Here is a 25,935-nt window from a genome sequence, read left to right on the forward strand (position 1 = left end):
CTCATACACCGCCTCCAACGTCAGTTCCTGTCGTCTGGCGATCTCTTTCGCTCGCACGCCGTCGCTGAACATCAGAATCGTCCGCGACCGGTCTCGTATTCGCCAATCACGACGGCTTCTCGCCATCGCTTCAAGCTTTGTACGTTCTTCCTGCGTCAGTTCCAGCGCTTTCAATGCCATCAGCTTCGTTGCTCGTCCCGTCCAGTTCGAACCATGATTGTAGAGACATTTCATGTCGAAGGCTTAGAATCCGGTTTTTCGTCGAGATCGTCCGGAGCGTGAGCGTGGATCCTCTATCGGAAGTGCTGTCGCTGCTGGAAACGCGCGATTCGTATTTCACCGGCTTGAGAGCAGGCGGCGCGTGGGCGGTTGCCATTCCACCGCCCGAGGGAATCAAGTTCAACGCGGTTGTCGAAGGAAGTTGCTGGCTGACCGTCGACGGCGCCGGACCGCCCATCCAGCTGCGCACGGGAGACTGCTTCCTGCTCGCCTCGCCGCGGGCATTTTCGCTGGCGAGCGATCCATCGGTTACGCCGGTGCCTGCAGCCGACGTGTACCGGAACGTCGAACGCGGTATCGCGCACTATGGCGAACCGGTGAACTGCTTCCTGATCGGGGGGCGCTTCTCATACGAGGAAGGTATGCCGTTGCTGCTGGGCAGCCTGCCGCCCGTGGTGGTCGTGAGCGGTGACTCGGAGCAGGCAGCGGTGCTGCGCTGGGCGCTGCAGCGGCTCGCGCATGAGTTCGGCAAGCCATCGCCGGGAGCGTCGTTGATGGTTCGGCATCTCGGTCACATGATGCTGGTCGAGATCCTGCGGCGCTACGTGGACGACGGCGCGAACAGCGATGTCGGGTGGCTTGCCGGGTTCGCGGATTCCCGGGTGAGCACGGCACTCGTCGCCATTCATGCGGAGCCCGCGCGACGCTGGACGGTCGACGAACTCGCGACCTGCTGCCACGTATCGCGTTCGACGTTCGCGCTGCATTTCAAGCGGCGACTGGGATTCGGGCCGCTCGAGTACGTCCTGCGCTGGCGCGTGCAGCTCGCGATGCGGGAGCTGCGACGCTCGAACGCGTCGATATCGGCGATCGCGCAGATGCTCGGCTACGACTCGGATAGCGCGTTCGGGCATGCATTCAAGCGCATCGTGGGCTGCTCTCCCCGCGCGTATCGCCATGACTTTGCGAGCGAGTCCGGCGGTTAGCAGGCCGTTGAAATAGCGCTCGGTCGGATGCCTGTTTGATCCCGCGTTTCGCGGCGATCACGGCGACGCTCTCGATTTCAGTTCGATAGCTGCATTCCCGCGCGTATCAATGGCGTTGGGCGTCTGAGGGCGTCCATTTCAATGCATGACGCGCCCGGCGGACGCAATGCGGCGAACGATCTTAATCGACGCGACGTGAAAACGAACTTCAATACGCCAGTCGGAAATTTGCGGATCGTTTGTCGCTGCAGCTTTTGTGAAGCGTAATGACAACATCAGATCGAGAATCGATCGATATTGGGAGCGCGTGCAGACCGCTGGTCAACGGTCTGCACTGAAAGGATGTGCCGTCTATTGGAATATAGGAAAAGTGGGCGGCCCTCGGAACAAGGCGCAATTGGAACAAAATTCCGCGCCGCTGATAACTGTCAATATTGACAGGGGTTGTTCCAATTTGAGTGGTTACCGAGTCGACGACAGCACCGCCTCGCCGATTCTTTCCGTTTGAAAATGGGCGGATGATCTTTTACGCGTGACGCCATTTTGCCAATGTAGGCAGTTCGTGCTCGGCGGCCGGATCATCCAGGCGGATCCAGCTATGAAACGTGCCGTGCCATCCCGGAACGGGCAGCGGGGCCGCGCAGCGAATGTCCGCGAGGCCCGGCCGATAGGCCTGAAATGGCCAGAATAGCGGCATGATGCGGCGCGCTTCCATGCCTTGGCGCAATTCGGCCGGTCCGCCCGCGTCGGACACGATATCGCATTGGAACGCCCAGTCCTCTTCGCTCCAGGCGAGAAATACACTGGGCGCGCCGACGGCATCGAACATCAGCACCGCGTCCTGATTGGGGCGCCAGTAGTATTCGACGATGCCTTCCCGCGCGGCCACCTCATCGATCAGTTTGACGATCCGTGGATCCCGGTAGGTCGCCCCCGCTTCATGCAGGCTGATGTGCCCGCGGGCCGCGCAGCACTTGCGTTTCGCGTCGTCCAGCACGGTTGCCAGCTTGCGCGCCATCTCGACGTCGGTTTTCTTCAGATAGCAATCGATCAGCCCCGCGTTGAAGGCGGCCACCGCCTCGCGCTCGTCGGCGATGCCGGTGAGCAGGATTTTCATGCAGTTCGCGTTGCGGATGGAGGTCAGAAACTGGATGCCGTCGACCTCCGGCATCGAATAGTCGACGACCACCGCGCCCACCGCCTCGAATCGGGCGGGATCGGCGAGCGCATCCTCGCCGATCGCATTCCCGCCGGATTTCTCCGCACCGAAATAGTCCGCGGCCGTGGGTGGCGTCTCCGCGTCACGCGACGACACGAAGTCGAGCGCCGCCTGGGGATGCGTAAAAAAGCGGTTCAGGCGTTCGTCCGGAAATGCGCCCCGCAGCGCCTGCAGGAAATCCGGATTGTCGTCGACAAATACCACGGACACGGGGTAAAGCACCGGCTGCCTAACGAAGGGTTGCATAAGAGTCTCGATAAATCAGCAGAAGAGGATGCGGTATCGGAGACGCTTCACCGCGAATAATTATCGCGGCAATTATCCGGCGAAAGTGGGACGCACATCAACTGCTTCTCATTTTCGAATTCGGCATGTTTCGATCACGCCGCTCGGCAGAATTGCACGGGGAGAATCGGGCCATTCCTTCTCGTTGAAGGAATGCGCCGCTACCGCCAGTAGCGATTCAAGGAGTTATCCATGTTGACGCGAGACGCAATTCTTCACGTCCTTTCCAACGAAACGGCACATCTGTCCGAAAAAACCTTCCACCACGTGGTCGATATTTACCTCAAGGATTCCAATGCCTTCATGAATACCTATTTCGCACGCTATTTCGAATGGCAGGGCGTGTGCCGTGAACGCTGGTTTCACGAATGCATCCACAACAACCTGATGGGGGCCGGCGGGGCATTCGTGACGAAGCGCGCGCATCAGGAATACGTCCACGAGACGTTTCCGTTCCAGCGCGTGGATTGCTATCTCAATACGTTCGAGGTTCGGCAGTGTTCGGCCTATCTGCTGTTTCGCTTCTACGTTGACGGACGGCAGGTGTCGCTGGGGTATCAGCAGATCGTATTTGCCGGTTCCGACAAGCGGATCCGCCGGTTTCCGCCGGGCATCATCGAGCGGGTCAAGGCGTATGAACTGATCCTGCCGTCCACCGCGAAGTGAATGTGAGACCGCCCTACCCGACGCGATAGCGCGGGGGGAGCGCCGGCGGACCGTTCAATGTCGGGTCCGCCGGCGCACCGGGTTCCGGCAGCCGAATCGTGAACGTGGTCCGGACGCCGGGGACGGATTCGCAGGTGATGTTGCCACCGAGCGCTTCACATACGCGGCGGCAAAAACTCAGGCCCATGCCGGCGCCGCGACCGTGCGACTTGGTTGAGAAAAAGGCGTCGAAGATTCGAGGGAGCACATCGGGGGCAATGCCCGGGCCCGTATCGCTGAAACGCACCACGCAGTAACCGTCGCTGCGATGCGCGTCGATCTCGATCTGCCCACGGCCGTTTGCGTGGATCGCGTACAGGGCGTTTTTCAGCAGGTTGAAGATGACGAAGATCACGAGCGAGTCGGATCCGAAAAACCGGATGTCGGTATCGATCGCGTCGACCGATACGCGGTCCCGCTCACCCGGACGGAAGGGAAAGCGATCCACGGCGGCGTCGACACAGGCCCGTATCGGATAGGTCGCGAAGCTGTGGCGATCGAGTCGGTCCAGCGTAAAGGACGCCAGGGACATCTCGACCACCGTACTCGTGGTGTCGACCTGGCGCCGGATCGACGACGCGAGCGTCGGTAGCCGCTCCAGCTGTCCAGGATACAAATCGTCGGCGCACAACCGGTGCTCCACCGCCAGCCGATATCCGCGCAGCAGCACCGGCAGGACGGTGCGCAGCTCGTCCGCGTGCAGGCCGATCGCCGCCAGCGGCGTGGCCACTTCGTGCGCGACCGTCGCGGCCAGGAGATAAGGGCCCATCAGGCCATAGCGGACGATCGACGTCGCGAGAATCCCGAGACTGATCGCGATAAACAGCACCCCCGCCGGATAGAACTCGGCGCCGTAGTTCACCGCATAGTCGGTCGCCGCGAGCGAGTAGAGGCCCAGGCTGACGAGACATTGCGTGAGCAACTGCCGGACGTCTCGCGCCCGCCCCTGACGTCTAGCCTCGATCAGGAGCCAACCACTGCGGCCGACCAGGAGTACCGTCTGCACGACGTGCAACGGATGCAGTGGGCCCGCGTTGGGATACGGGCCAAAGAAATGCAGGCGGAATCCATCGACGACCGCATTGCTCGTGACCAGCAGCACGGCCAGCAGGACGCAGAGTCCGTAGGACGCGAATATGATCGGCCGCTCGTCCCGACGCGACACGATCTCCGTCATGAAATGATAGAAGGTCGTCGGCAGAAAAAGGATGAACAGGTAGCCTGCCTTGACCAACACGTTGGCGACGTCCGCGTCGGTCGTCTGGAACAGGAAGGCCCACGTTCCCTGCCAGACGAAGGTCGTCGCGCACATCAGGGCGAACGGGACGGATACCCGCGTGAGCCCCTTGGTGGCCAGCACGTAGAGGCCAAATCCGAGAAACAACGCAGATACAAACGCGGGCAAGATCGAATACATATGCGTGAATCCACCATGTTCACTGGTCGCGCACCACTGAACTGTCCTGGCCGGTGCCAGTCGCGAGAGTAGCACGCCGCGGTAGGCGAGCGAGCGCGGCGGCTTTGTCCACGGGGCCTCCGCGCATCACGACTGTTGCTCGCGCGGTGCTGGGTGCCGGGTAGCGTTGACCAGAATGAAATTGTCGCGGTTTGCGAAGCAAGGTTGTCACTTCGCCGTTCAACGTTGGCCGGAAGGTGCGAAGGCCTCGTGAATTCATGAGGCTGGACGTCGCGAATTCACGTTGTCACTGGCCGTGGTTTCCCCTGCAGTGCCGTTGCAGCGTTGGCAGTCTCTGTCGCGCGTCGTGCGAAACCTGGTTTTGGATCACACAACGCCACCGTGACGATAAGTTTTCTTATCACAATAGCTCGATCAGAGAGCCGAACTCGTATTTGCGCAAACGCCCCGCATGCAACGGGGCGTTCGCCTTTCAGCGCCCGATCGGCAACCCGGTCGGCTCGATCCAGCCCAGCTTGTAAGCGATCAGCAGCGACAGGAACAGCGTGACCGACAGCCCGACGCGTGCCGCGAGCGACCATGCCATCCGCTTGGACTTGCCGCGATCGTGATTCATGAAATACAGCGCGAAGATCAGGCTCGCGATGATCATCGCGAATGCCACGGAAACCAGCAGAGTTTTCATTGGTGATGCCCTTGAAGATCGGAATCGGCCTGAATCAGTTCGGCCAGTTTGTGCCGCTCGTCGGCGAGCGCACCGACGCCCGACGCCGGCCAGTCCAGCGCGACGCCATTGCCCAGCGAATCGCGCACGAGCGCCTGGTAGCGCCGGTCGTTGATCCGGCCGTGGTCCATCGTTTCCGAGATCTCGCGCCGGAACGGCAGCGGGAAACTCGCGTACGCGCGCGACAGCGCCGCATATTGTCTCGCATCGATCTCTTTCGACGATGGTATGACGGTCCAGATCACCACAGCCACGATGGCCGTGAACGGGATCGCCGTGTAGCGAAGAATGAACTTGATCGGGGTCATGAAACGGTGGGCAGAAGTGATCGCGAATGCGGGCGGCGCGGCCCTGCGGCAGCGAAGCCGCAATCGGGTCACGGTCGGGCCGCGCCGGACGACATTGTACTGAAAGCCCTATTCGACTAACAGAGTATGATAATGTCATTATCATGTTCGTCACATGATTCGAGAGACCCGGCACCTGTGCGCAGGTGGTGTGCCCGCCCTGCCGTCCGGTGCCGGTCGTCACGTCCGTGCCCGCGATTCGCGGCGATTGAACGAAGCCCCCAGCCCCTATGCCAGCGCAGTACTTTCGAAACCTGACGGGAAAACACCGCAGCGCGACCGCGAATCGTCAGCTCGGGTTTTCGCTGGCGTTCGTCGCCGGCGCGGCCAATGCCGGCGGCTTTCTCGCGGTCAAGCAATATACGTCGCACATGAGCGGCATCGTGTCGGCGATCGCCGACCAGACGGCGCTCGGCGACGTGCGGCTCGCGCTGGCCGGCATCAGCTCGCTGGGGTCGTTCCTGATCGGCGCCAGTTGCTCGGCGATCCTCGTCAACTGGGGCCGCCGCCGCGGCCTGCACAGCCAGTTCATGCTGCCCCTGCTGGTCGAGGCCGCGCTGCTGCTCCTGTTCGGGCTGCTCGGCAGCCACCTCGCGCTGTGGGAAACCTTTTTCGTGCCGGTGACCGTGACGCTGCTGTGCTTCATCATGGGATTGCAGAACGCGACGATCACGAAGCTGTCGGGCGCGGAGATCCGCACGACGCACATGACGGGCATCGTGACCGACCTCGGCATCGAGCTCGGGAAGCTGTTCTACTGGAACCGGTCGGCGGTCGACGTCGACGCGCATGCGGTCGTCGCCAACCGCTCGAAACTGCGGATTCACGCGACGATGCTCGCGTCGTTCTTCATCGGCGGCCTGGCCGGCGCGATCGGCTTCAAGCATGTCGGCTACGTATCGACCGTGCCGCTCGCCGCGGTGCTCGTCACGCTCGCGATCGTGCCGGTGATCGACGACCTGCTCGTGTTGCTCCGCAGCAAGCGCTGATCGCGCACCGGGAGCGTGCTTTCGGCGGTGGCGCCGAAGGCGGATCGATTATAATTTGATTAACATACCGACCACCCTCGCCTCGCAATGGAAACGAAAACCGCCCGCCTGACCGTCCTGATCGACCCCGCGAAAAAGGAAGCCTTCGAAATGCTCTGCGCGGAGCAGGATCTCACGCCGTCGCAAGTCGTGCGGCAACTGATCCGCGAGTATCTCGACCGCCACGGCGTGACGTACAAGACCAAGAGCGCGCTCGGCAAGCGCGTGAAGTAAGGGCGGCCGTACAGGCCGCGCCGGGGGCGGCGCCAGCATGCCGGCTACGCGCCGATTTCCCATCGCCCGTGCGGCTGCGCACGCATCACCAGCCGCTGCGGGTCGACGCTCTCCCCGGCCTTCATCCGCCTCGCGGTGGCCGCCAGCTTGAGCTCGCCGGCCCGTGCACACGCCAGTGCGCGTTCGAGCAGGATCCGCAGCGACGGCAGCCGGTTGCCACCCTTCCATGCGAACGCGATGAAGTTGTTGTCGTCGCCGCACGGCACCAGCGTATACGACACACCGAACACCGATCGCAACTGCTCGAGATGCGCCGGCAGCGCCGGATCGTCGTCCATGAAGTTGATTGCCAGCACGCCGTTTTCGCTCAGGCGCGCGTGACAGGCGGCGAGGAATGCGGCGCCCGTACAGCGGCCCCGCATGCCGTCGGCGACGAACGCGTCGTGCAGGATCACGTCCGTCCGGACATCCGCCCTGTCCAGATGATCCGCGCCGTCGGCGCACACCACCGTGAACCGCTCGTCATCGGCGGGAATCCTGAAAACGTCACGCAGCGCGATCACGTCCGGGTTGATCTCGACCGCGTCGATCGTCGCGCCGGGCAAGTGCCGGTAGCAATACTTCGCCAGCGAACCGCCGCCGAGCCCGAGCATGCAAATGTGCACGGGCTCGGGCTGCAGCAGCAGAAAGGCCATCATCACGCGCGTATAGCCGAGCTCGAGCCGGCCCGGATCCCGGAGCGACATGAAGCTTTGCGTGCCGAAATGATCGAAGTGCAGCGAAAGCGCGTGCTGCGTCTCCAGCACGAACGGCCGGCCGTCGTTCAGCGGCGTCGCCAGGAACCTGACGAACGCGTCATAGGAAATTCGATCCTCGGCCATGAACGGGCAGTCGGTGGGTGACGGTCGATTGGAGCGTGTGCGCTCAGACTTTCTTCAGGTAGCAGGCCTTCAGCATGAAGCCGCCCATGTCGGTCTTGCAGTCGACCTCGTGATCGCCGCCGACGAGCCGGATGCTCTTGACCTTGGTGCCCATCTTAAGCGTGATCGACGAGCCTTTCACGCGCAAATCCTTAATCAGCACGACCGAGTCGCCATCCGACAGCACGTTGCCGTTGGCGTCCTTGACGACGTCGCCCGCCGGTTCGTCGCCCGTTTCGGCACCGGCGCCGGCCGACCATTCATGGCCGCAGTCCGCGCACACGGTCAGCGTGCCGTCCGGGTAAGTGTTTTCCATCGCGCATTGCGGGCAGGCGGGGGCGGCGTTCATTGCAGCTTCCATTCAGGGGGAGTTGAGTCGTCGATAAAAAGGCCGGGCGCGCCGGCAGCGTCACCCGGCCCGCCTGCAGGCACGCGCCGACGGGTCGGCGAACCGCCTTCGGCGCACACGGCATTATAATGCAATACACATATCTTGGCTGCTGTATTATAATGGGCGTTTTCGCGCCGTTCGCCGGACTTGCAGCCCGTTTCACCGAGAATGCCGGCACATCCGCGCAGGATGTGCATGCCCCGGCTGCGCTGCCGGCTTTCCGGAGTCATGCGCAAAAGCGCGTTTCTCGTATGCCTGGCGCACCGTCGGCCCGGCGCCGCACACCGATCCCGACGTTCCGTCCAGAGGCTCTCCGACATCGTGGCAACCGTTGTGTTCGTTGAAATCGGCCCCGCGTGGAACCGCAACCGCGGCTGCGCCGCACGAGCGGCAGCCGTCGACGCTGCGCGCGGCTTCGAAAGCGACATCCTGCTGATCGCGAACGGGATCAGCAGCGATGCGAAGGACAGCGCCGCCGTCGCGGCGCTGCAGGTGCACGGCGGCACGTCCGCACAGGTGCTGGCCACCGGCCCCGACGAAGAGGCGGCACTGCAGGCGCTGCTGCCCGTGCTGCAAGCGCGCTGACCGGCGCGCCACCCGATGTCACGGCATCCCGCCCACCCCGAATCCCCTTTTCACGAGGAAGCGATGAGCGACAACTTCACGTCCAACACCCCGAACCTGTCGGCCTCCGCCATCTGGGCGCTCGAACGTCTCGCCGACGTCCGCTACGGGCGCGACGCACCGGCGCTCGGCTGGTCGATCGCGAGCGAACTCGTCAGCGCGGGCTTCGTCAGCCATGCCGCACACGGCCGCTCCGGCGCGTCGATCACCGCCGAAGGGCGGACCTTCCTGAAAAGCCGGAAGTAACGCGCAAACGGGCCGGCGCGCTCAGCGGCGAACTCAGAACCGGTGCCGGATACCGACGATCGCAAGCAGTTGCGAATTCGTACCGGCATCGACGTTGTACGAGCCGATTACCGCCTGGGCCGGCCCCGCCCCGTTGAAGCCGTTCGCGTGCTGGTAGCCGACGGTCGTATAGCAGTCGGTGCGCTTGCTCAACAGATAGTCGACGCCGACGTTGACCTGGTGATAGCGCGCGGACGAATCGCCGCCGGACCACGTGAAGTTATAGCCGACGATGGCCAGCAGCGACGGCAGCGCCTGCCACTGCGCGAACGCGGAACCGTTCCGGTAGCGCTCCGCCCGCACGAACGTCGACGATGCGTCGGGACGATACTCGCTGAAGCTGAACGCCGCGCCGACCGTCACGTTGCCGATCGCATATTGCGCGCCGGCGCGCGCGATCCCGATCGACCGGGCCGAGGCATACGCACGACTGACGGCGCTTTTGAAGAACGCATCGGCCGACGACGCGCCGCGCGTCGAACGAATCGCATTGCCGTTGTCGACGTGCAGGTAGCCGGCCGCGGCGCTCAGCGGACCGTCGGCATAGCCGACCGCCCCCGCATACACGAGGCCCGACCCCGACGCGCCGGCCACACCGCCCGGCGAGACCATCGCCGCGATCGTCACGCCGCGCCACGTCGCGCTCGTCCACTTGACCGCGTTGCTGAACGTCACGCTGCTGTCGTAGTTGTCGACGTCGCCGGGCGGCGCGAAGAGCCCGCTGAATGCGTCGGCCGTGATCGGCTGCACGAGATCCGTCACGGGATCGTTCTGCCTGCCGAGCGTCAGCGTGCCCCATCTGTCGGATGCGACGCCGACGAACGCTTTCGAACCGAACAGCCGCCCTTCGTCGAGCTGGCCGGTCGCGACGTCGAAATTGTTCTCGAGCGTGAAGATCGCGTTCATCCCTCCGCCGAGCTCCTCGTTGCCGGTCAACCCCCATTCGTTCGCCGACAGCGCGCCCGACGACATCGACACGCGCGACTTCCCTCCTTCCGCATGGTTCAGGTAGGCCATTCCCGTATCGATCGTGCCGTAGAGCGTGACCGAGCCCTCCGCGCGCGCGGCGACGGAAAGCGCGGCCGCCACGGCAGCGCCTGCAATCAGCATGCAATTTTTCATCATGATCATGGATAAGTACTGCGAATCGATTTGAACGGGCTCCCACACGACATCCGACGTGCGCCGTGCGCCGTGCCGGGTCGCGGCATCGCGACGCTCGCGGCGCGCACGCCTTGGGCACATGGCATGCGCGCGCGAACATCGGTCACTCAGGTTCGCCCGCTACGACGGGCGCGGCTCGATCAGGATGCGTCGCAGCTGAACCGGTAGCTGTCGTCGAGCTTCTTCGCCAGCACGAGCGTGCGCATGTTGAGCGCGCGCGCCGCATCGCACAGCGTGCGCTGCCCGCTCGGCGTGCGGTATTTGCCTGCATACTCGGCGTTCAGCACCGGCTTGTTCTTCGACGTGAACACCTTGTAGCCGCTGCACTCCTTCTGCTCGTTGCACTCCTCGTTCACCGCGAAATCGAACGACGGCTCGAGCGCCACGAGCTGGTCGACGTCGTTCTTCAGCCCGACCGCCAGGTTGCGCTTGTGCGCCTCGTTCGCGATGAACACGTTGAACGCATACTGGTCGGTGTCCTGCAGCGGGAAACCGGTATCGTTCGCGTAACCGTCGACGTTGTCGGGCTCGACGCCGTCACACCCCTTCGCCACCGCGCGATCGAGGCGGGCCGTCATGATGTCGCGCACGTTGCTCGACCGGATGTCGAGCCAGCGCTCGCCCTCCCAGTCGTCGAGCTTGTTGCCCTGGTCGGATGCCTTGAACTTTGAGAAATCGGGCCGCCAGTTCTCCGAACTCCCCGCCGAGAAATAGCAGACGACCTTGCGCCCGGCCTGCTTGAGCGCGGCGATCGTCGACGGATCGGTATCGAACAGGTCGATGTCGTAGATCGCGACGTTGTACGACGTATTGAGCTTGCCCTTGAGCTGCCATTGCCACGTGTCCGACGCGACGGGCGTCCAGTGCGACGCGGCGCGCGCGGGCGCCGCCGCGGCCGGCGGCGGCGCGGCAAAGGCCTTGGCCGACAGCGGGTCGGACGACCCGTCGCCGCAGGCCTGCAGGATCGATGCGCACAGCGCGAGCGCCGCGACACAGGAAAGGTTGCGTACGGTCTTTTTCATCGAAGCATCTCCAGTGGAGGGATCGGAATGACGAGTGGAACTGCGCGTTGCGGAACTGCCGGTTGCCCGGAGATGTACGCTGCCGGGCGGTGGTACGCGGTGATGCCGGTTGCTACTCACGCGTCGAGCGGCTCGGCGCGCAGCAGCGCCGCATGCTCGAAGCGCAATGCGATCGCATCGTGCCCGGGCACGATGCGGCCGACCTCGCGATGGCCGTTCGCGTAGTCGACGATCCGGTACGACCGGTCGGGCTGCAGGCCGCGCAGCGCGACCGGGCCGCTCCAGCGGTCGGCGTAGAACGCGTAATGCAGCACGCCGTCCTTTTCCACGACGTGCGCCTCGGGCTTGTCGAATGCGATGTCGTACAGCTCGCCGCGATAGCGGCCCTCGGCGAGCCGGTGCGCGTGGTAGACCTCGACCCAGTGCCGCCATGCCTGCTCGTGCTCGGGCGTCAGCAGGAACGAATCCTTCGGCTTCGGATCGACGGGCCACGTGAACTTCGTCGAGATGACGGCGCCGACGCCCACTGCCGACGCGAAATCGCGGCCGCCGTCGCTCAGTTCGACGTGATCGCCCGCATACGCGGACGACGCACCCATCAGCGCCTTCAGCGTCTTGCCCTTGTGGCGCACCTGCCAGCTCGACAACGGGTCGGACGCGGGTGCCTGGTCGATGTAGCGCATGTTGTGGAACGCGTACGCGGTGCCGCACGGGCACACTTCGACGACCGCATCCGGCTTGACCGCATGCGCGGCGTCGTAGAACGTGCGGTAGAAATCCGCGAGATGCTCGACGGAATCCTCCGGCCGCGCATGGCCGTGCGCGGGGTTGTAGCACGGCGCGACGCCGTTCAGGTGCTGGCCGTCGATCTTCATCCCGTCGAAGCCCCACTCGCCGATCACCTTCTTCACGAGCGCGGCGACGTGCGCCTGCGTCTTCTCGTAGGCCGGGCACAGGTAGAAGCTGTTCCACCACGTGATCGCCTGCGGCGCGCCGTCCGCGTCGAGCAGCAGCATGTCGGTGTGGTCGTGCAGCGCGTCGCTGCCCGGCGCGACCGCGAGCGGCGCGATCCAGAGCCGCGCCTTCTGCCCGCGTGCATGGATGTCGTCGACGAGCGCCTTCATGTCCGCGTCGCCGGCCGGGAATTTCGCGCGGTCGGGCACCCAGTCGCCGGTCCGGACTTGCCAGCCGTCGTCGAGCACGGCCCACTTGAAACCGAGTTCCTGCACCTTCGGCAACGTGGCGCGCACGTAGTCGAGGCTGAACTGGCGCTCGTAGCCCCACGCGCACCAGATCGGCTCGTAGGCGCTGGCCGGCGGCTGCGGCGAATGAAAACCCTGCGCGCCCATCATCTGCCGGTACGTGTCGAGCGCGACGAAGTAATCCCCGTCGTGCAGCATCACGAACGCGGTCGGCGCGTCGAGCGTCGCGCCCGGCGCGAGCGTGACCGTCTTCTCGCCGCGCAGGCCGAGCGCCACTTCGTTGCGCACAGCCTTCACCGGCAGCGACACCAGGCGCGGCACGGTGTCGAGATGGCCGAGCGCGATGCCCTGGTCGCGCCGCCACACGTCGACGACCGGTGTGCCGCCGCCGTAATCCGACGCGTTCATGCCCATGAAATTGCGCTGGTCGAAGCCGGCCTTCACCGGCTGCACCCAGTCGCGCCGGTCCGCATGGCTCGCGCCCGAATAGGTCCAGTAGCCGCCCGCGCCGGCGGCGGCCGGCAGCAGCCGGTGCGCGCCGACGTTCCATGCGCGGATGTCGGCCGCCTGCGTGCCGACGTTGCGGAACTGCGTGTCGATCAACGCGACGCCCGGCCGCGCGTCGAGCAGCGTGACGCGCACCGTCTTCTCGAAGCCGTTCGCCGAGCGCCCGACCAGCCGCAGCTGACGCCCCGTCCCGAACACGGTCGAGACGTCGGCGTGCGCGGCGTCGACGATCGCGAAACGGTCGATCGTGCGCACCGGCCGCGTGTCGGGCGCGGGGCCATCCGAAGTCGGCGCCGGCGCCGGACCGATCAGCTGTTCGAGCGTCTCGCTTGCATCGAACCGGGTCAGTGCGCGCGTGCCGCCACCGCGACGCATGGCCAGCCGGCTGCGCATCGCCGGGTCGAACTCGATCACGAGCCGGTCGTCACGCAGCGCGACACGCTGCGGCACGGCGCCGTGTGCATCGCGCACGCCGACGCAGACCAGGATCGGGCTCGCCGCGCCGACGGCCAGCCACTGCACGAACGCGCGCCGGGTGGTCATGGGCGCACCTCGCGACGAAACGGCACGTACCGCCCAGGCCCGCCGGCAAGCCGGGCGGGCCTGAGAAATCGAAAGAAAAAGCAAGCGTTCATACGGAATTCCTCGTGAAGAAGGGCCGTGCGCCGACGCATCCGCCTCGCGCAGATCGGCAATCTAGTCTATCTTTCGTATTCTTTCGTTTGTGGTTTACGCTAATAACGAAAGAAATCGAAAGCGCATAGATTGGCGACTCACGGCGCGTGATTCGGCTATTTTTCCGGACACGTCTCCGTGGCGGCCCGCCGAACGCCTCCGGCTTCGCCTCGCACGGCAGAAAACGAAAGCATTCGACGAATTTGAACCCACTTCGAAAAACGCGACCGATGCAAAACAACTGGCTCGTTCACGCGCTCGTCACGACCCTGCTGTGGGGCGTGTGGGGTGCATTCACCGGCTTGCCCGCCGAGCAGGGCTTCCCCGATACGCTGATCTACGTGGTCTGGGCGTTCACGATGATTCCGCCCGCGCTGGTCGCGCTCGGACGCGCCGGCTGGCGCGTGCGGCACGACGGCCGGTCGCTCGCGCTCGGGCTCGCCATCGGGCTGCTCGGCGCGGGCGGGCAGATGCTGCTGTTCCGCGCAGTCGAATCGGGGCCGCCGTATCTCGTGTTCCCGATCGTGTCGCTGTCCCCGGCGCTGACGATCGCGCTGTCGTTCCTGCTGCTGCGCGAACGCACGGGCAAGCTCGGTGTGGCCGGCATCCTGCTCGCGCTGTGCTCGCTGCCGCTGTTCGATTTCCAGTCGGGCCAGGGGCCCGCCCGGTTCGGGCTGTGGTTCGCGCTCGCGCTGCTGGTGCTCGTGGCGTGGGGGCTGCAGGCGTATTTCATCAAGATCGCGAACGCGACGATGGACGCGGAATCGATCTTCTTCTACATGGCGCTCACGGGCCTGCTCTGCGTGCCGTTCGCGCTGTGGATGACCGACTTCGGCCACACGATCAACTACGGAATCAGCGGGCCGGGCCTTGCCGCCGTGATCCAGGTGCTGAATGCGATCGGTGCGCTGACGCTCGTGTATGCGTTCCGCTTCGGCAAGGCGATCGTCGTGTCGCCGCTCGTCAACGCGGGCGCGCCGCTGCTGACGTCGGTGATCTCGATGGCCGTCACCGGCACGACGCCGACCGGCAGCAAGCTGACGGGCATCGCGCTGGCGCTGCTCGCCGCGCTGCTGCTCGCGCTGCAGCCGGAAGGCGCGGCGGCCCCTGACGCGGCGGGGGAATCGGCATGAACACCCTGCTCGATCTCGTCCGCCGTCACAAGCAGGCCTCCCGTCACGCGTCGCACGGCGCGCCCGCGATCGGCATCCCGTCCGTGTGCTCCGCGCACCCGGTCGCGATCGCCGCGGCGCTGCGCGAATGCGCGGCGCGCGAGCGCCCCGCGCTGATCGAAGCGACCTGCAACCAGGTCAACCAGGACGGCGGCTACACGGGCATGACGCCGCACGACTTCCGCCGCTACGTGTTCGACATCGCCGCACGCGAAGGCGTCAGCCCCGATGCGATCCTGCTCGGCGGCGACCATCTCGGCCCGAACGCCTGGCGCCGGCTGCCGGCCGCGCACGCGATGGACAAGGCCGAGATAATGGTCGCGCAATACGTGGCGGCCGGCTTCCGCAAGCTGCATCTCGACTGCTCGATGTCGTGCGCGGACGATCCGTCGCCGTTGCCCGAAGCCGAGATCGCCGCGCGTGCGGTGCGCCTGTGCCGCGCCGCCGAAGCCGCGTGGGCGGCCACCTCGCCGCGCGGCGAGGCGCCTGTCTACGTGATCGGCACCGAGGTGCCGGTGCCCGGCGGTGCGCACGAGACGCTCGACGCGCTGGCCGTCACGACGCCCGACGCGGCCGGCTCGACGCTGGCGCTGCATCGCGACGCGTTCGCGCGCGCCGGCCTCGACGATGCGTGGTCGCGCGTGATCGCGATGGTCGTGCAGCCGGGTGTCGAGTTCGATCATCACAAGGTCATCGACTACGATGCCGGCAACGCGCGTGCACTGAGTGCGTTCATCGAAAGCGAACCCGCGCTCGTGTTCGAAGCGCATTCGACCGATTACCAGACGCCCGACAATCTCGCGCAACTCGCGCGCGACCACTTCGCGATCCTGAAGGTCGGCCCCGGCGTGACCTTCGCGATGCGCGAAACGCTGTGGGCGCTCGCCGCGATCGAGCGCGAATGGCTCGGCGGCGACGCCGGCTTCGTCGCGACCGTGCTCGGCGTGATGCACAGCGAACCCGCGCACTGGCGCGACTACTACGCGGCAGGCGCACAGCTCGAACTCGATCTCGCCTACAGCCTGAGCGACCGCATCCGCTACTACTGGGCCCATCCGGCCGTGCAGCGCGCGTGCGCCGACCTGCTCGCGCGCCTCGACGCATCGCCGCCGCCGCTCACGCTGGTCAGCCAGCACCTGCCGCGCCAGTACGAGGCCGTCCGCGAAGGGCGGCTCGAGCTGCGTGCGAGCGCCCTGTTGCAAGACGGCACGGCCGCGGCCGTCCGTCCGTATCTCCACGCGTGTGCCGCGTGACCGACTCTCCTCAGATCCGCCCATGGAATTTTTCGACCTCGATCCCGCCGACCTCACCCGCCGCCACGCCGCCCACACGGCCCGCGAAATCGCCCAGCAACCCGACGTCTGGCCCGACGTGCATGCCGTCGTCGACGCGCAACGCGCGGCGCTCGACGCATTTCTCGCGCCGCTGCTCGCCGACCCGCACCTGCGCATCGTCCTGACGGGCGCCGGCAGCTCGGCGTTCATCGGGCAATGCCTCGTGCCCGCGCTGCGGCACCGCTTCGGCGGCCGCGTCGAAGCCGTGGCCACCACCGACATCGTCGCGAACCCTGGCGACACGCTGCAGCCCGGCGTGCCGACGCTGCTCGTCTCGTTCGCGCGCTCGGGCAACAGCCCCGAAAGCGTCGCGGCCGTCGATCTCGCGGACCGCTTCGTCGACGGCTGCCGCCATCTCGTGCTGACCTGCGCGGCCGACGGCATGCTGAACCGCCGCCTCGGCGCGCATCCGCGTGCACACGTCGTGCTGCTGCCGGAGGCCACGCACGACCAGGCGTTCGCGATGACGTCCAGTTTCAGCGGCATGCTGCTCGCCGCGGCCTGGGCGTTCGGCGTGGCCGGCATGCCGGTCGGGCCGCTGGCCGATGCGGCGCGGACGCTGCTGCGCGAACAGGCGTCGCGCATCGCCGCGCACGTGCGGCAGTTGCCAGAGCGCGTCGTGTATCTCGGCAGCGGCACGCTGCTCGGGCTCGCGCGCGAGGCCGCGCTGAAGCTGCTGGAACTGACCGATGGGCTGATCGTCTCGATGGCCGAATCGCCGCTCGGCTTCCGGCACGGCCCGAAGACGTTCCTCGACGAGCGCACGCTGGTCGTCGTGCTGCTGTCCGGCGATCCGCATACGCGCCGCTACGATCTCGACCTGCTGCGCGAACTGCGGCGCGAAAACCGTGCAGCCGGCATACTGTCGATCGGCGTCGCATCGACCGACGGCGCCGGCGCGTGGCCGCCCTCCGACGACGACCTCGCGGTGCCGCTGCCGCCCGGCCTGCCCGATCTCGCACTGGCGCCCGTCGCGCTGATCCTCGCGCAGTGCTTCGCGCTGCTCGCGTCGCTGCGGCTCGGGCTCACGCCCGACAACCCGAGCGCGTCCGGCACGGTCAACCGGGTCGTCGCCGGCGTCACCATTCATCCGTATGCGGGGCAGCCCACATGACTCCACTCTTTCTCGGCATCGACGGCGGCGGCACGAAAACCGCGTTCATGGTGATTGACCAGCAAGGCCGCGTGCGTGCGCGCCATGAAACGACCACCAGCTACTACCTCGAGATCGGCATGGACGCGCTGCGCACGCTGCTCGCCGACGGCGTGCACGCGGTGCTGGCCGCGGCGAACGTCGCGCGCGACGAGATCGCGTATGCGTTCGCCGGCTTGCCCGCGTATGGCGAAGACAGCCGCCTGCTGCCCGAGCTCGACGGCCTGCTCGCCCCGCTGTTGGCGCGCGAGCGCTACCGGATCGGCAACGACATGGTGTGCAGCTGGGCCGGCACGCTGGCCGGCGCCGACGGCATCAGCATCGTCGCCGGCACCGGGTCGATCGCGTACGGGCAGCGCGACGGCCGCGCCGCGCGCTGCGGCGGCTGGGGCGAGATCTTCGGCGACGAAGGCTCGGCCTACTGGCTCGCGCGCGAAGGGCTCGCCGCGTTCTCGCGGATGGCCGACGGCCGCACCGCGCGCGGGCCGCTGTTCGACATCGTGCGCGCGCACTTTTCGCTCGACCATGATCTCGACCTGTGTGCGGCCGTGAATGCGGGCGCCGTGCGCAGCCGCTTCGCCCAGCTGTCGCGGCTCGTGATCGACGCGGCGCACGCGGGCGACACCGAAGCGCATACGCTGATCCTGCGCGCGGCGGACGAACTCGCGCGGCTCGCGGCCGGCGTCGCGCGCGCGCTCGGCTGGCCGCCCGGCCAGCTGCTGCCCGTGTCGTATTCGGGCGGCGTGTTCAATGCGGGCGCGCTCGTGCTCGATCCGTTGCGCGACGCGCTCGCCCGCAGCGTGCCGCATGCGGTGCTCACCGCGCCGCGGCTCGACCCGCATGTCGGCGCAGCCGTCCACGCGGCCCGGCTGGCAGGCCGGCCGCTCGATCCGCCGGCGCTGCGCGCGCTCCAGCCCGGGCAGGGGTTTTGATATCATTTCGGCTCCCTGTCTTGCCGAAATGGACATGCCCGCTCACAGAGTGCCTCCGTCGCCTGCCGTCGATCACGCGCCGTTGCTCGTCGAGGAACGCCGCCGCCTGATCTGCGAGCTGGTGCGCGAACGGGAGAAAGTCACCGTCGAGGAGCTGGCCGAGCGGTTCGGCATTTCGCTCGTCACGGTGCGCAGCGACCTGAACGCGCTCGCGGCCGCCGGCGCGGTGCTGCGCACGCACGGCGGCGCGCTCGTGCTGCGCGAAAGCGACGAGGTGCCGATCGCGGTCAAGCAGAAGCTCCGTCACGCGGAGAAGGTGCGGATCGCGATGGCCGCCGCCGCGCTGATCGGCGACGGCGAGACGATCCTGCTCGACTCGGGCAGCACGACCGAGGAAATCGCGAAGCAGATCGTCACGATGAAGCTGCAGTCGCTGAACGTGATCACGAATGCGCTGAACGTGGCCGTGCTGCTCGCGGCTGCGCCGCACATCAACCTGATCATGCCCGGCGGGCAGCTTCGGCCGAACTCCTATTCGCTGTCGGGGCCGCAGGCCGTCGTCGCGCTGCAGGGGCTGTATGCGGACCGGCTGTTTCTCGGCGTCGACAGCCTCGATCCCGAGATCGGCCTGATGACGCCGCACCTGCTCGAAGCGCAGCTGAACGCGCAGATGCTGAAGATCTCGCGCCAGGTCATCGCGGTTGCCGATTCGTCGAAGCTGATGAAGCGCAACCTCTCCGTGATCGCGAGCGTCGAGCAACTCGACATGCTGATCACCGATACGGGCGCCGACGCCGCCGTGGTCGACGACCTGCGTCAGCGCGGCATCGACGTGCTGACGGTCTAGCCGCCCGGCCTCCCCCCTTTTTCGACCGCCCCGATGCCACCCGTCTCCTCCCCGCCCGTTCTCGACACACCGCGTCTCATCCTCGAGGGCCATCCGCTGGGGGACTTCGAAGCGCTCGCCACGATGTGGGCCGAGCCGAAGGTCGTCGAACACATCTTCAATGGCGCGCCGTCCGCGCCGCGCGACTCGTGGATGCGCATGCTCGCGTATCGCGGGCTGTGGCCGCTGCTCGGCTATGGCTACTGGGCGATTCGCGAGAAGGCGTCGGGCCGCTATGTCGGCGATCTCGGCTTCGCCGACTTCCACCGGCTCATCGAGCCGTCGATTCGCGACGTGCCGGAAGCCGGCTGGGCCCTTGCGACGTGGGCGCACGGCAAGGGTTACGCGACCGAGGCGCTCGCGGCCGCGCTGGCATGGCTCGACGGGCAACACCGGTTCGAGCGCAGCGTGTGCCTGATCGCGCCGACCAACGTCGCGTCGATCCGCGTCGCGGAAAAGGCGGGTTATGGGGAGCCGGTGCTGATCCGGTTCAACGACACCGATTCGTTGCTGTTTTCGCGCGCGAGCCGATAGGCTCGCCGGCGTACGGGTGGCGTGAGCGTGCCGTATCGGCAGACGGTGCCGGCGCGCCCTCGCCGCTCACGCCACGTCCGGTTCATACAGGCTCGTAAAGAGCCCGTGGTCCATCGGCCAGCAGTTGCCGCAATCATCGCGCAAGATCCAGTCCCCCGACTTTACCGAACGCCAGCCTTCCGGTGTGGCGATCGCTCGTCCGCCTTCACGGGTTTCCACCCGTTCATGGTCGCCATCGGCGAACCACCGTGTTGCATCGACATAACTGATGCGTTTTCGAAATCGCATACCGCCACCGAAATGTTGAGACCTGACCGGTACGTTCAAGGACTTGTCCGTGTCAATGCATGTGCGGCGCGATGCGCCGTGAAATGGATAAGCGCCACGAAGGGGATCGAGAGGCCATGACCTCTTCCCCGGGCGACGGCGGCTGTGTCGCCAGCCGGGTTTCGTGCAACGCCTTCCGGCCTTCCGAGACGAGTGCCTCCAGCGTTTCCCGTGCGGTGATCGAGATCCGGATATCGATCTCCCGCATTCTCGCGATCGCCATGTGAACCTCGTCGGGTTGATCGGGTGACAGCGCCATCAGGAACGCCGAACGTGTTTCTGCTGCCCGGACGGCCTCGCTCCAGTCGGCGTGGGCGACCGCGACTTCGATCGCGTTCGTGAGTGAATCGAGACTCCGGATGATTTGAAGCGGTATCATTTCGCATTCCTATCAGAACATCGTACCGGCCACACGTTTGCCGCCTGGAAGGCGGGGGTGACGTCGACATCGATTCGCACGCGTCGAGCACCGGCAGTGCCGCGCCGAGCGGACGCACCGGGTGAGCATTTGCACGCTGTCGGTCACCGCCTTCGCATTTGCATTCCCTTCGGCGGCCAGCCGGGAGCCGGTGTGCGTCATGCTCGCCACCGAGTCGCCACGATTGTAAGGACCTGTCCGTTGCCCGTTTCGTAATATTTTGTAATGATATGTCGAGCAATCTTTACCGGATTGCGGCCCGGGCGGGCGTGCGTTCCACGCGCCGTTTTTCCGCAAACGTTTTCGCGCGCACGACACCGCGCCCGCCGTCCCTGCCGGCCACGAAACGGATACCTCGCCTGACCTTGTCGCCCAAACATCGCCCCGTTCCGCGACGACACGATTTCACATCTTCGCTCATTTGCCTGGCTGCCCGGGAGTGGTGATTCGCGTGCGGACGGGGCGGCCGGGCGATGCAGATTTCGCCACATTCCACCGGAATGCTTGGAAGTATCATGCGCGTCTCTTCAGCTACCCCATGTTCGGACCGGGCGTGAGCGCTCGCCCCTTTCCCGTTTCATCCCCTCGTTTAGCGATGCCCATCCGAATCCTGCTCGTCGAAGACGACGTCCACTTGTCCGCACTGATCGCAGACTATCTGCGCACGCATCAGTACGAGGTGGACCGCCTGTTCGACGGCACCGACGCCGTCGCCACGATCGTCGCGCGTCACCCCGACCTGGTGCTGCTCGACATCAACCTGCCGGGCAAGGACGGCTTCGAGATTTGTCGCCAGGCACGCATGCAGTACGACGGCATCGTCATCATGATGACGGCCCGCGACGAACAGTTCGACGAGTTGCTCGGCCTGGAATTCGGCGCGGACGACTTTCTCCACAAGCCGATCGAGCCGCGCATCCTGCTCGCACGGATCAAGGCCCACCTGCGACGGGTGCGCATGCGCCCGGACGATGTCGAGCCGGCATCGCCTCACCGTTTCGAGTTCGGCAAGTTTTCGATCGACCGGGCCGATCGCAAGGTTCGTCTTCCCGACGGTAGCGCACCCCGCCTGACGTCGACCGAGTTCGACCTGCTGTGGGCGCTCGTCTGCCGTGCCGGCGAGGTGGTCAGCCGAAAAGACCTGACACTGCTGCTACGCGGCATCGAGTTCGACGGCTTCGACCGCTCGATCGACGGCCGCATTTCGAAGCTGCGCCGCAAGCTGCGTGATGACCTGACGGAGCCGAAGCGAATCAAGACGATCCGCTGCAAGGGCTATCAGTTCAGCAAGCACGCATGGGAATGACGCGCTGCCGTCACGCGTAGAGCAAATTGAAGGTGTCGTACGAGACGCGCATCGCACATGGGGCGCGACGCGCGAATTGATGGCTTTATCGACCATCTCGCCGAAACGATGTCGTCCACTCGCCCATATCCGCATTAAATTGATCAACGCGCGTAGTGGATCAAATGCTCCGGCGGTGACGTCCTAATACACCCCACCCACCGAAAAAGACTGTGTCGGGCTGGAATTTTCCGAAAAAGTGGCTTATTTTTTATTCACTCACCTTGAGCAAAACCCAATCGGCGTTTGCAATTTCCGCTTGAGGAAATGGCGTCGCGAGTAGTAAAGAGCGTGAAATAAATGGTGAGTTTTTCGGCGCGGTCGCGGGTTACAAATTTTCCTGTCGCTTCGGCCGCCAGACTGGCCTTTTCGCACCTGCGAGCCTCGGATTCATGTCGATAATTTCGATTGTGTTGACGACTCGCCTTACTGCCTAACGGGGTGAAATAATGATCAAGGTATCTTTTGCAGGTTATGGCGTAAATACTGACACATACGACGTGACAAGCCAGGTAACGAAAATGTATGCGGACGGTATAAGGAGTTTTCCTGCCGACAACAGAAATTGGGGCGATCCGTCCCCCGGTCACGACAAGTGCCTTTTTATTGTTTGGCAGAATGGTTCAGGCGCACCTGGTTCTGCAGTTGTCACGGAAGGGAGAACCATCACGCTTCCATGAAGTGTTTTTTGTTGAGGCTGAATGCGGTGTCCACGGGATTTGGCCACAACGAAATCGTGCCCATTCGCGAAACGACGCGCGGAAGAAACGACGGACAACTCGAAGTCACGCGTTCAGCCCGAGGTTGGGCGGAATTCGTGTGGCCAACGGGTGAATGAGGTTGCCCCGTTTCCGCGAGCGGTTGGGCAGTTAACTTCCACGCAGGCGGAGTTCCTCCGTTTATCGTGGTGCGGACGAGTTGTTCACGGCCGGTCGGCGGGTCGCCTGTCACGACCATGACGCTGGCCGGCGGTGGGCAACTCGCCCCGTGTCTTCGTTCAAGGTGGATCTGATCGTAGATGCTCGGCGAGCGATAACCCGTTTATGTTGGCCTACGTCACGTTGCCGTCGTCTTCCCGCCGAGCGCGGTAACGGGCGTCTCCGGGTCACGCGCAAGCCCTTGCGCAAACACCTTCAACCCTTCCAGCAACGGCGTCAGCGCGTCCCACAGCGCTTCGTCGTGCAGCAGCCGGTACGCGCCGCGCACGCCGGGGGCGACATGCGCGTGCTGCTCCGGCCGCCACGCGCCGACGTGGTGCAGCGCGTCGGCGGCCGCGAACGCGGCCTTGCTGAACTGTTCGGGCGGAATGCGCGACAGCGCCATCAACAGCACCGCGAGATTCTGCATGCCGCTCTGCATGCCCGGCTTGTCGAGCGTGTCGACGAACGTGTCGGCCAGCCGCGCGTTCGCGCTGACGACCTCGGTCGCCAAATGCAGGAATCCATGCCGGTGCAGGCTGCCGAGCAAATGTTCGAGCGCATCGTGCGCGCTGGGCTCCGTGTGCGGAGGCGTCGTATCGGGGGACTGACGTTCGGTCATCGGCTTTCTCCGGTTGGGACGCCACGTGGCCGCCGCGATGGCGGCCACGCGCGCCGGTTGCGTCTCGTTCGTCTGACACCGCCTGCCCGGCGGCAGGCCGGGCGCGTGCGCCCACCGCGCGCCGCTTGCGCCGCGGCGGTTGCGTGCGCGGGTTTCATCGGCGAGCCATGCGGCCCGCGTGTCGAGCGGCCGTGCCGGTACGCGCTGACCGGCCGCCGCCCTACCGCATGTTTCCCGTATGGCCCAGCGAATAGCGGCCCGGCTGCGGCCACACCGTCAGGCCGTGCGGCTCCATGCCGACGGGAATCGACCGGACCGCGCCGCTCGTGGTGTCGATCGCGTAGACGACGTCATCGAAGCGGCCCGACAGCCACAGCGTGTTGCCGTCCGCGCTGACGTTGCCCATGTCGGGGCTGCCGCCGCCGGGAATCGGCCAGGTTGCGACCACCTTGCGCGTCGCGAAATCGAGCACCGATACGCTGCCCTTGCCGTGACGCGGCCCATGGACCCGATTGGAGCCGCGATTCGCGATATAGAGCTTCGTGCCGTCGCGGCTCGGGTACAGGCCGTGCGTCCCGACGCCGGTCGGGATGAAGCCGATCTTCGTGAAGGCGTCGCCATCGATGACGTAGACCCCGTCCGCCATCATGTCCGCGACATAGAACACCTTGCCGTCGGGCGACACGCGGATGTCCTGCGGCATCCCTTTCCGGTCGAGCTCGAGATAACCGACCACCTGGCGGTTCACGAAATCGATCTTGGCCAGCTTGCCGCCGAACTCGCACGTGAAGAGCGCGTAGCGGCCGTCGATCGAAAAGTCGGCATGGTTGATGCCCTTGCATTGCGGCACATCAAGGCTCGATTTCAGCGCCATCGTTTTCGGGTCGCGGAAGTCGAGCCGCGCATGCGCTTCGGCCACCACGATCGCGTCCTTGCCGTCGGGCGTGAAATACATGTTGTACGGATCGTCGACGCTCACGGCCTGGCCGGGCTTGCCCGTCTTCGGGTCGACCGGCGTCAGGCTGCCGTCGGTTCCCCCTTCCGCATTGTTCGCGATCCACAGCGTCTGCAGGTCCCACGCCGGCACGACGTGCTGCGGACTGCGGCCGACCGCGAACCTGTCGACGACCTTGTCCGTGGCCGGGTCGATCACGTAGACGTCGTTCGATCTCAGGTTCGGCACGTAGATGCGTGGCAACGCGCCCGCTACCGCCGCGCTCATGCGGCCGGCCTGCGCCTCGCTGTACAGGTTGTCGGGATGGACGACGGGCGGCATGCCGGGTACGGCCGCGACGGCGGCGGCCGCGATCGCCCCGCGGGCACCGACGGCCAGCGCCGCCACGATGACGATCGCGGGACGGGAGAAGCGGAGGTGACGGCGAAAGCGCGGTTGCATGACGATGTCCCGGTTCGATTGAAGGGAACGACGGCAAAGGTAGCGCGATGGCGCGGCTGCGTCAGCGGCCGGCGATTTCCTTTTTGATCGCATCGACGGTGCGCGACACGATGGCGTCGGTGCCCAGCCGACCCAGTTCGACACTCGCATGACGCGGATCGCCGCCGTAGACGCCGTCGCCGGCGCCGGGCTTCGCGGCGTTGCGCAGCTTGTCGACCCTGACCATGCGCGGCTCGACCGCCAGCAGCAGCGCCGTGTCGGCCAGCCCCGCATGCGTGCCGATATCCGCGGCCGGCACGCCGTGCTCGCGCAGGATCTGGTCATAACCGTCGGAGCTGGTGCCGTAATACGCGGCCGGCACGAACGCGCGCGCACCCGTGCCGGCCCACGACTTGTTGAGCCGGGCGACGGCTTGCTTGATGTCGTTCTGGTAGCCGCCGTGGTCGCCGAGGAACACGATGTTCGTGAAGCCATTGATGCGGAAGCTGTTGGCCGCGGATTCGAGGGTCTTTTCGAAGACGTCGTCGGGCACGGTGATCGTGCCCGGGAAGCGCATGTGCGACGTCGGCGGCGCATAGCCGCCCTCGGGCACATAGGCGATGACGGGCGCGACGATCGCGTTGCCGAGACCTTCCGCGATCCGCTCGGACAGTACCCTGACCCGCGCGTTGTGCTTGCCGAGCGCGACGTACGGCCCGCTTTGCTCGGTCCCGCCGATCGGAATCAGGAGGGTGGTCTTGCCGGCCCGGATGCTGTCGCGCAGTTCGGTCCAGGTCATGTCTTCGAGTTGCACCGTGCCCGGCGCCTGGGCGAGCGCGGCTTGCGCGACGGTGACAGCGAGGGCGGCGAAGATGGCGCGTGGCAGGCATTTCATCGCGGATTCCCGGCGGAAGGAAAGAAACGACGCGGCGTTCCCTCGCACCATAAACGAACTCGCGCGACTTG

At 65.7% G+C, this 25,935-nt stretch carries 29 protein-coding genes; 13 read left to right on the plus strand and 16 right to left on the minus strand.

Translation table 11 applies throughout. The annotated features are described in order from the left end of the window. Positions 1–234: hypothetical protein (locus CFB82_RS36090; RefSeq protein ID WP_218829056.1), on the minus strand; the 234-nt coding region annotated here is incomplete at its 3' end. 50 nt (positions 235–284) lie between these two features. Here CFB82_RS36090 and CFB82_RS36095 point away from each other — a divergent pair. Continuing rightward, the gene (locus CFB82_RS36095) at positions 285–1,205 is read left to right on the plus strand and encodes an AraC family transcriptional regulator (protein ID WP_089487154.1); all 921 of its coding nucleotides are present in this window, start codon (positions 285–287) and stop codon (positions 1,203–1,205) included. Between the two features lie 526 nt (positions 1,206–1,731). Here the strand turns inward: CFB82_RS36095 and CFB82_RS36100 are convergent. Next, a complete protein-coding gene (locus CFB82_RS36100) occupies positions 1,732–2,670 on the minus strand; it encodes a response regulator (protein WP_089487155.1) in 939 nt (312 codons plus the stop codon). A gap of 231 nt (positions 2,671–2,901) precedes the next feature. Between CFB82_RS36100 and CFB82_RS36105 the strand changes: the two genes are divergently transcribed. Further along, a complete protein-coding gene (locus CFB82_RS36105) occupies positions 2,902–3,375 on the plus strand; it encodes an acyl-CoA thioesterase (RefSeq protein WP_089487156.1) in 474 nt (157 codons plus the stop codon). A gap of 13 nt (positions 3,376–3,388) precedes the next feature. Here CFB82_RS36105 and CFB82_RS36110 read toward each other — a convergent pair whose 3' ends face one another. The 3 genes from CFB82_RS36110 to CFB82_RS36120 form a co-directional block, all read right to left on the minus strand. Beyond that, positions 3,389–4,831 carry a sensor histidine kinase gene (locus tag CFB82_RS36110; protein ID WP_089487157.1) on the minus strand — a complete coding sequence of 481 codons (1,443 nt, stop codon included), beginning with the start codon at positions 4,829–4,831 and terminating at the stop codon, positions 3,389–3,391. Between the two features lie 472 nt (positions 4,832–5,303). Beyond that, entirely contained in the window at positions 5,304–5,516 is a 213-nt protein-coding gene (locus CFB82_RS36115; protein ID WP_006489184.1) for a twin transmembrane helix small protein, read from the minus strand. Continuing rightward, entirely contained in the window at positions 5,513–5,863 is a 351-nt protein-coding gene (locus CFB82_RS36120) for a hypothetical protein (RefSeq protein ID WP_089444220.1), read from the minus strand. Before CFB82_RS36120 ends, CFB82_RS36115 begins: the two co-directional genes overlap by 4 nt. Positions 5,864–6,132: 269 nt before the next feature. On the opposite strand from CFB82_RS36120, the gene CFB82_RS36125 reads away from it, so the two are divergent. Further along, positions 6,133–6,891 carry a YoaK family protein gene (locus tag CFB82_RS36125; protein WP_089487158.1) on the plus strand — a complete coding sequence of 253 codons (759 nt, stop codon included), beginning with the start codon at positions 6,133–6,135 and terminating at the stop codon, positions 6,889–6,891. A gap of 87 nt (positions 6,892–6,978) precedes the next feature. Next, complete coding sequence (locus CFB82_RS36130) at positions 6,979–7,164, plus strand: ribbon-helix-helix protein, CopG family (protein WP_021158209.1); 186 nt, start codon at positions 6,979–6,981, stop codon at positions 7,162–7,164. A gap of 44 nt (positions 7,165–7,208) precedes the next feature. Here CFB82_RS36130 and CFB82_RS36135 read toward each other — a convergent pair whose 3' ends face one another. From CFB82_RS36135 to CFB82_RS42675, 3 genes are read right to left on the minus strand one after another with little or no spacing between them, the layout of a single operon-like run. Continuing rightward, positions 7,209–8,045, minus strand: a complete 837-nt coding sequence (locus CFB82_RS36135; RefSeq protein ID WP_089487159.1) for a spermidine synthase — start codon at positions 8,043–8,045, stop codon at positions 7,209–7,211. A 43-nt stretch (positions 8,046–8,088) separates the two neighbouring features. Beyond that, entirely contained in the window at positions 8,089–8,433 is a 345-nt protein-coding gene (locus tag CFB82_RS36140) for a zinc ribbon domain-containing protein YjdM (protein WP_021158207.1), read from the minus strand. Beyond that, positions 8,430–8,705, minus strand: coding sequence for a hypothetical protein (locus CFB82_RS42675; RefSeq protein WP_143751025.1), 276 nt, complete (start codon positions 8,703–8,705; stop codon positions 8,430–8,432). Before CFB82_RS42675 ends, CFB82_RS36140 begins: the two co-directional genes overlap by 4 nt. Positions 8,706–8,796: 91 nt before the next feature. Between CFB82_RS42675 and CFB82_RS36145 the strand changes: the two genes are divergently transcribed. Together CFB82_RS36145 and CFB82_RS36150 are read left to right on the plus strand one after the other, a co-directional pair. Next, positions 8,797–9,060: an HPr family phosphocarrier protein gene (locus CFB82_RS36145; RefSeq protein WP_174944072.1), complete on the plus strand. Its 264-nt coding sequence runs from the start codon at positions 8,797–8,799 to the stop codon at positions 9,058–9,060. 63 nt (positions 9,061–9,123) lie between these two features. Continuing rightward, positions 9,124–9,345: a hypothetical protein gene (locus CFB82_RS36150; RefSeq protein WP_069249529.1), complete on the plus strand. Its 222-nt coding sequence runs from the start codon at positions 9,124–9,126 to the stop codon at positions 9,343–9,345. Positions 9,346–9,378: 33 nt separating this feature from the next. Here CFB82_RS36150 and CFB82_RS36155 read toward each other — a convergent pair whose 3' ends face one another. The 3 genes from CFB82_RS36155 to CFB82_RS36165 all read right to left on the minus strand — a co-directional run bounded on the left by CFB82_RS36155 (position 9,379) and on the right by CFB82_RS36165 (position 13,822). Continuing rightward, positions 9,379–10,494 (minus strand): porin, encoded by a 1,116-nt coding sequence (locus CFB82_RS36155; RefSeq protein WP_256990634.1) that lies wholly within the window; start codon positions 10,492–10,494, stop codon positions 9,379–9,381. Positions 10,495–10,688: 194 nt separating this feature from the next. Continuing rightward, a complete protein-coding gene (locus CFB82_RS36160; RefSeq protein ID WP_089487160.1) occupies positions 10,689–11,570 on the minus strand; it encodes an endo alpha-1,4 polygalactosaminidase in 882 nt (293 codons plus the stop codon). Positions 11,571–11,686: 116 nt separating this feature from the next. Then, positions 11,687–13,822 (minus strand): glycoside hydrolase family 36 protein, encoded by a 2,136-nt coding sequence (locus CFB82_RS36165; RefSeq protein ID WP_089487161.1) that lies wholly within the window; start codon positions 13,820–13,822, stop codon positions 11,687–11,689. 362 nt (positions 13,823–14,184) lie between these two features. Between CFB82_RS36165 and CFB82_RS36170 the strand changes: the two genes are divergently transcribed. The 6 genes from CFB82_RS36170 to CFB82_RS36195 are packed head-to-tail and all read left to right on the plus strand — an operon-like array spanning position 14,185 to position 19,965. Beyond that, positions 14,185–15,087: a DMT family transporter gene (locus CFB82_RS36170; protein WP_069249526.1), complete on the plus strand. Its 903-nt coding sequence runs from the start codon at positions 14,185–14,187 to the stop codon at positions 15,085–15,087. Next, complete coding sequence (locus tag CFB82_RS36175; RefSeq protein ID WP_089487162.1) at positions 15,084–16,379, plus strand: D-tagatose-bisphosphate aldolase, class II, non-catalytic subunit; 1,296 nt, start codon at positions 15,084–15,086, stop codon at positions 16,377–16,379. Before CFB82_RS36170 ends, CFB82_RS36175 begins: the two co-directional genes overlap by 4 nt. Before the next feature lie 22 nt (positions 16,380–16,401). After that, the gene (locus tag CFB82_RS36180; protein ID WP_089487163.1) at positions 16,402–17,574 is read left to right on the plus strand and encodes an SIS domain-containing protein; all 1,173 of its coding nucleotides are present in this window, start codon (positions 16,402–16,404) and stop codon (positions 17,572–17,574) included. Continuing rightward, complete coding sequence (locus CFB82_RS36185) at positions 17,571–18,545, plus strand: N-acetylglucosamine kinase (protein ID WP_069249523.1); 975 nt, start codon at positions 17,571–17,573, stop codon at positions 18,543–18,545. Before CFB82_RS36180 ends, CFB82_RS36185 begins: the two co-directional genes overlap by 4 nt. 34 nt (positions 18,546–18,579) lie before the next feature. Next, positions 18,580–19,392 carry a DeoR/GlpR family DNA-binding transcription regulator gene (locus CFB82_RS36190; protein ID WP_235986515.1) on the plus strand — a complete coding sequence of 271 codons (813 nt, stop codon included), beginning with the start codon at positions 18,580–18,582 and terminating at the stop codon, positions 19,390–19,392. A gap of 33 nt (positions 19,393–19,425) precedes the next feature. Beyond that, the gene (locus CFB82_RS36195) at positions 19,426–19,965 is read left to right on the plus strand and encodes a GNAT family N-acetyltransferase (RefSeq protein ID WP_089487164.1); all 540 of its coding nucleotides are present in this window, start codon (positions 19,426–19,428) and stop codon (positions 19,963–19,965) included. 66 nt (positions 19,966–20,031) lie between these two features. On the opposite strand, the gene CFB82_RS36200 is transcribed toward CFB82_RS36195, so the two are convergent. Next, on the minus strand, positions 20,032–20,292 hold the full coding sequence (locus tag CFB82_RS36200) for a hypothetical protein (protein WP_256990636.1): 261 nt from the start codon (positions 20,290–20,292) through the stop codon (positions 20,032–20,034). Between the two features lie 13 nt (positions 20,293–20,305). Then, entirely contained in the window at positions 20,306–20,671 is a 366-nt protein-coding gene (locus CFB82_RS36205; RefSeq protein ID WP_256990637.1) for a hypothetical protein, read from the minus strand. A 634-nt stretch (positions 20,672–21,305) separates the two neighbouring features. On the opposite strand from CFB82_RS36205, the gene CFB82_RS36210 reads away from it, so the two are divergent. Then, the gene (locus tag CFB82_RS36210) at positions 21,306–22,016 is read left to right on the plus strand and encodes a response regulator (RefSeq protein ID WP_089487166.1); all 711 of its coding nucleotides are present in this window, start codon (positions 21,306–21,308) and stop codon (positions 22,014–22,016) included. 1,095 nt (positions 22,017–23,111) lie between these two features. Here CFB82_RS36210 and CFB82_RS36215 read toward each other — a convergent pair. The 3 genes from CFB82_RS36215 to CFB82_RS36225 form a co-directional block, all read right to left on the minus strand. Beyond that, entirely contained in the window at positions 23,112–23,594 is a 483-nt protein-coding gene (locus CFB82_RS36215) for a hypothetical protein (RefSeq protein ID WP_089487167.1), read from the minus strand. A 220-nt stretch (positions 23,595–23,814) separates the two neighbouring features. Continuing rightward, positions 23,815–24,990, minus strand: a complete 1,176-nt coding sequence (locus tag CFB82_RS36220) for a YncE family protein (protein ID WP_179255502.1) — start codon at positions 24,988–24,990, stop codon at positions 23,815–23,817. Positions 24,991–25,051: 61 nt separating this feature from the next. After that, a complete protein-coding gene (locus CFB82_RS36225; RefSeq protein WP_089487168.1) occupies positions 25,052–25,864 on the minus strand; it encodes a creatininase family protein in 813 nt (270 codons plus the stop codon). Positions 25,865–25,935 lie beyond the last annotated feature (71 nt).

This window comes from Burkholderia sp. HI2714, assembly GCF_002223085.1.
GTDB lineage: Bacteria > Pseudomonadota > Gammaproteobacteria > Burkholderiales > Burkholderiaceae > Burkholderia > Burkholderia lata_D.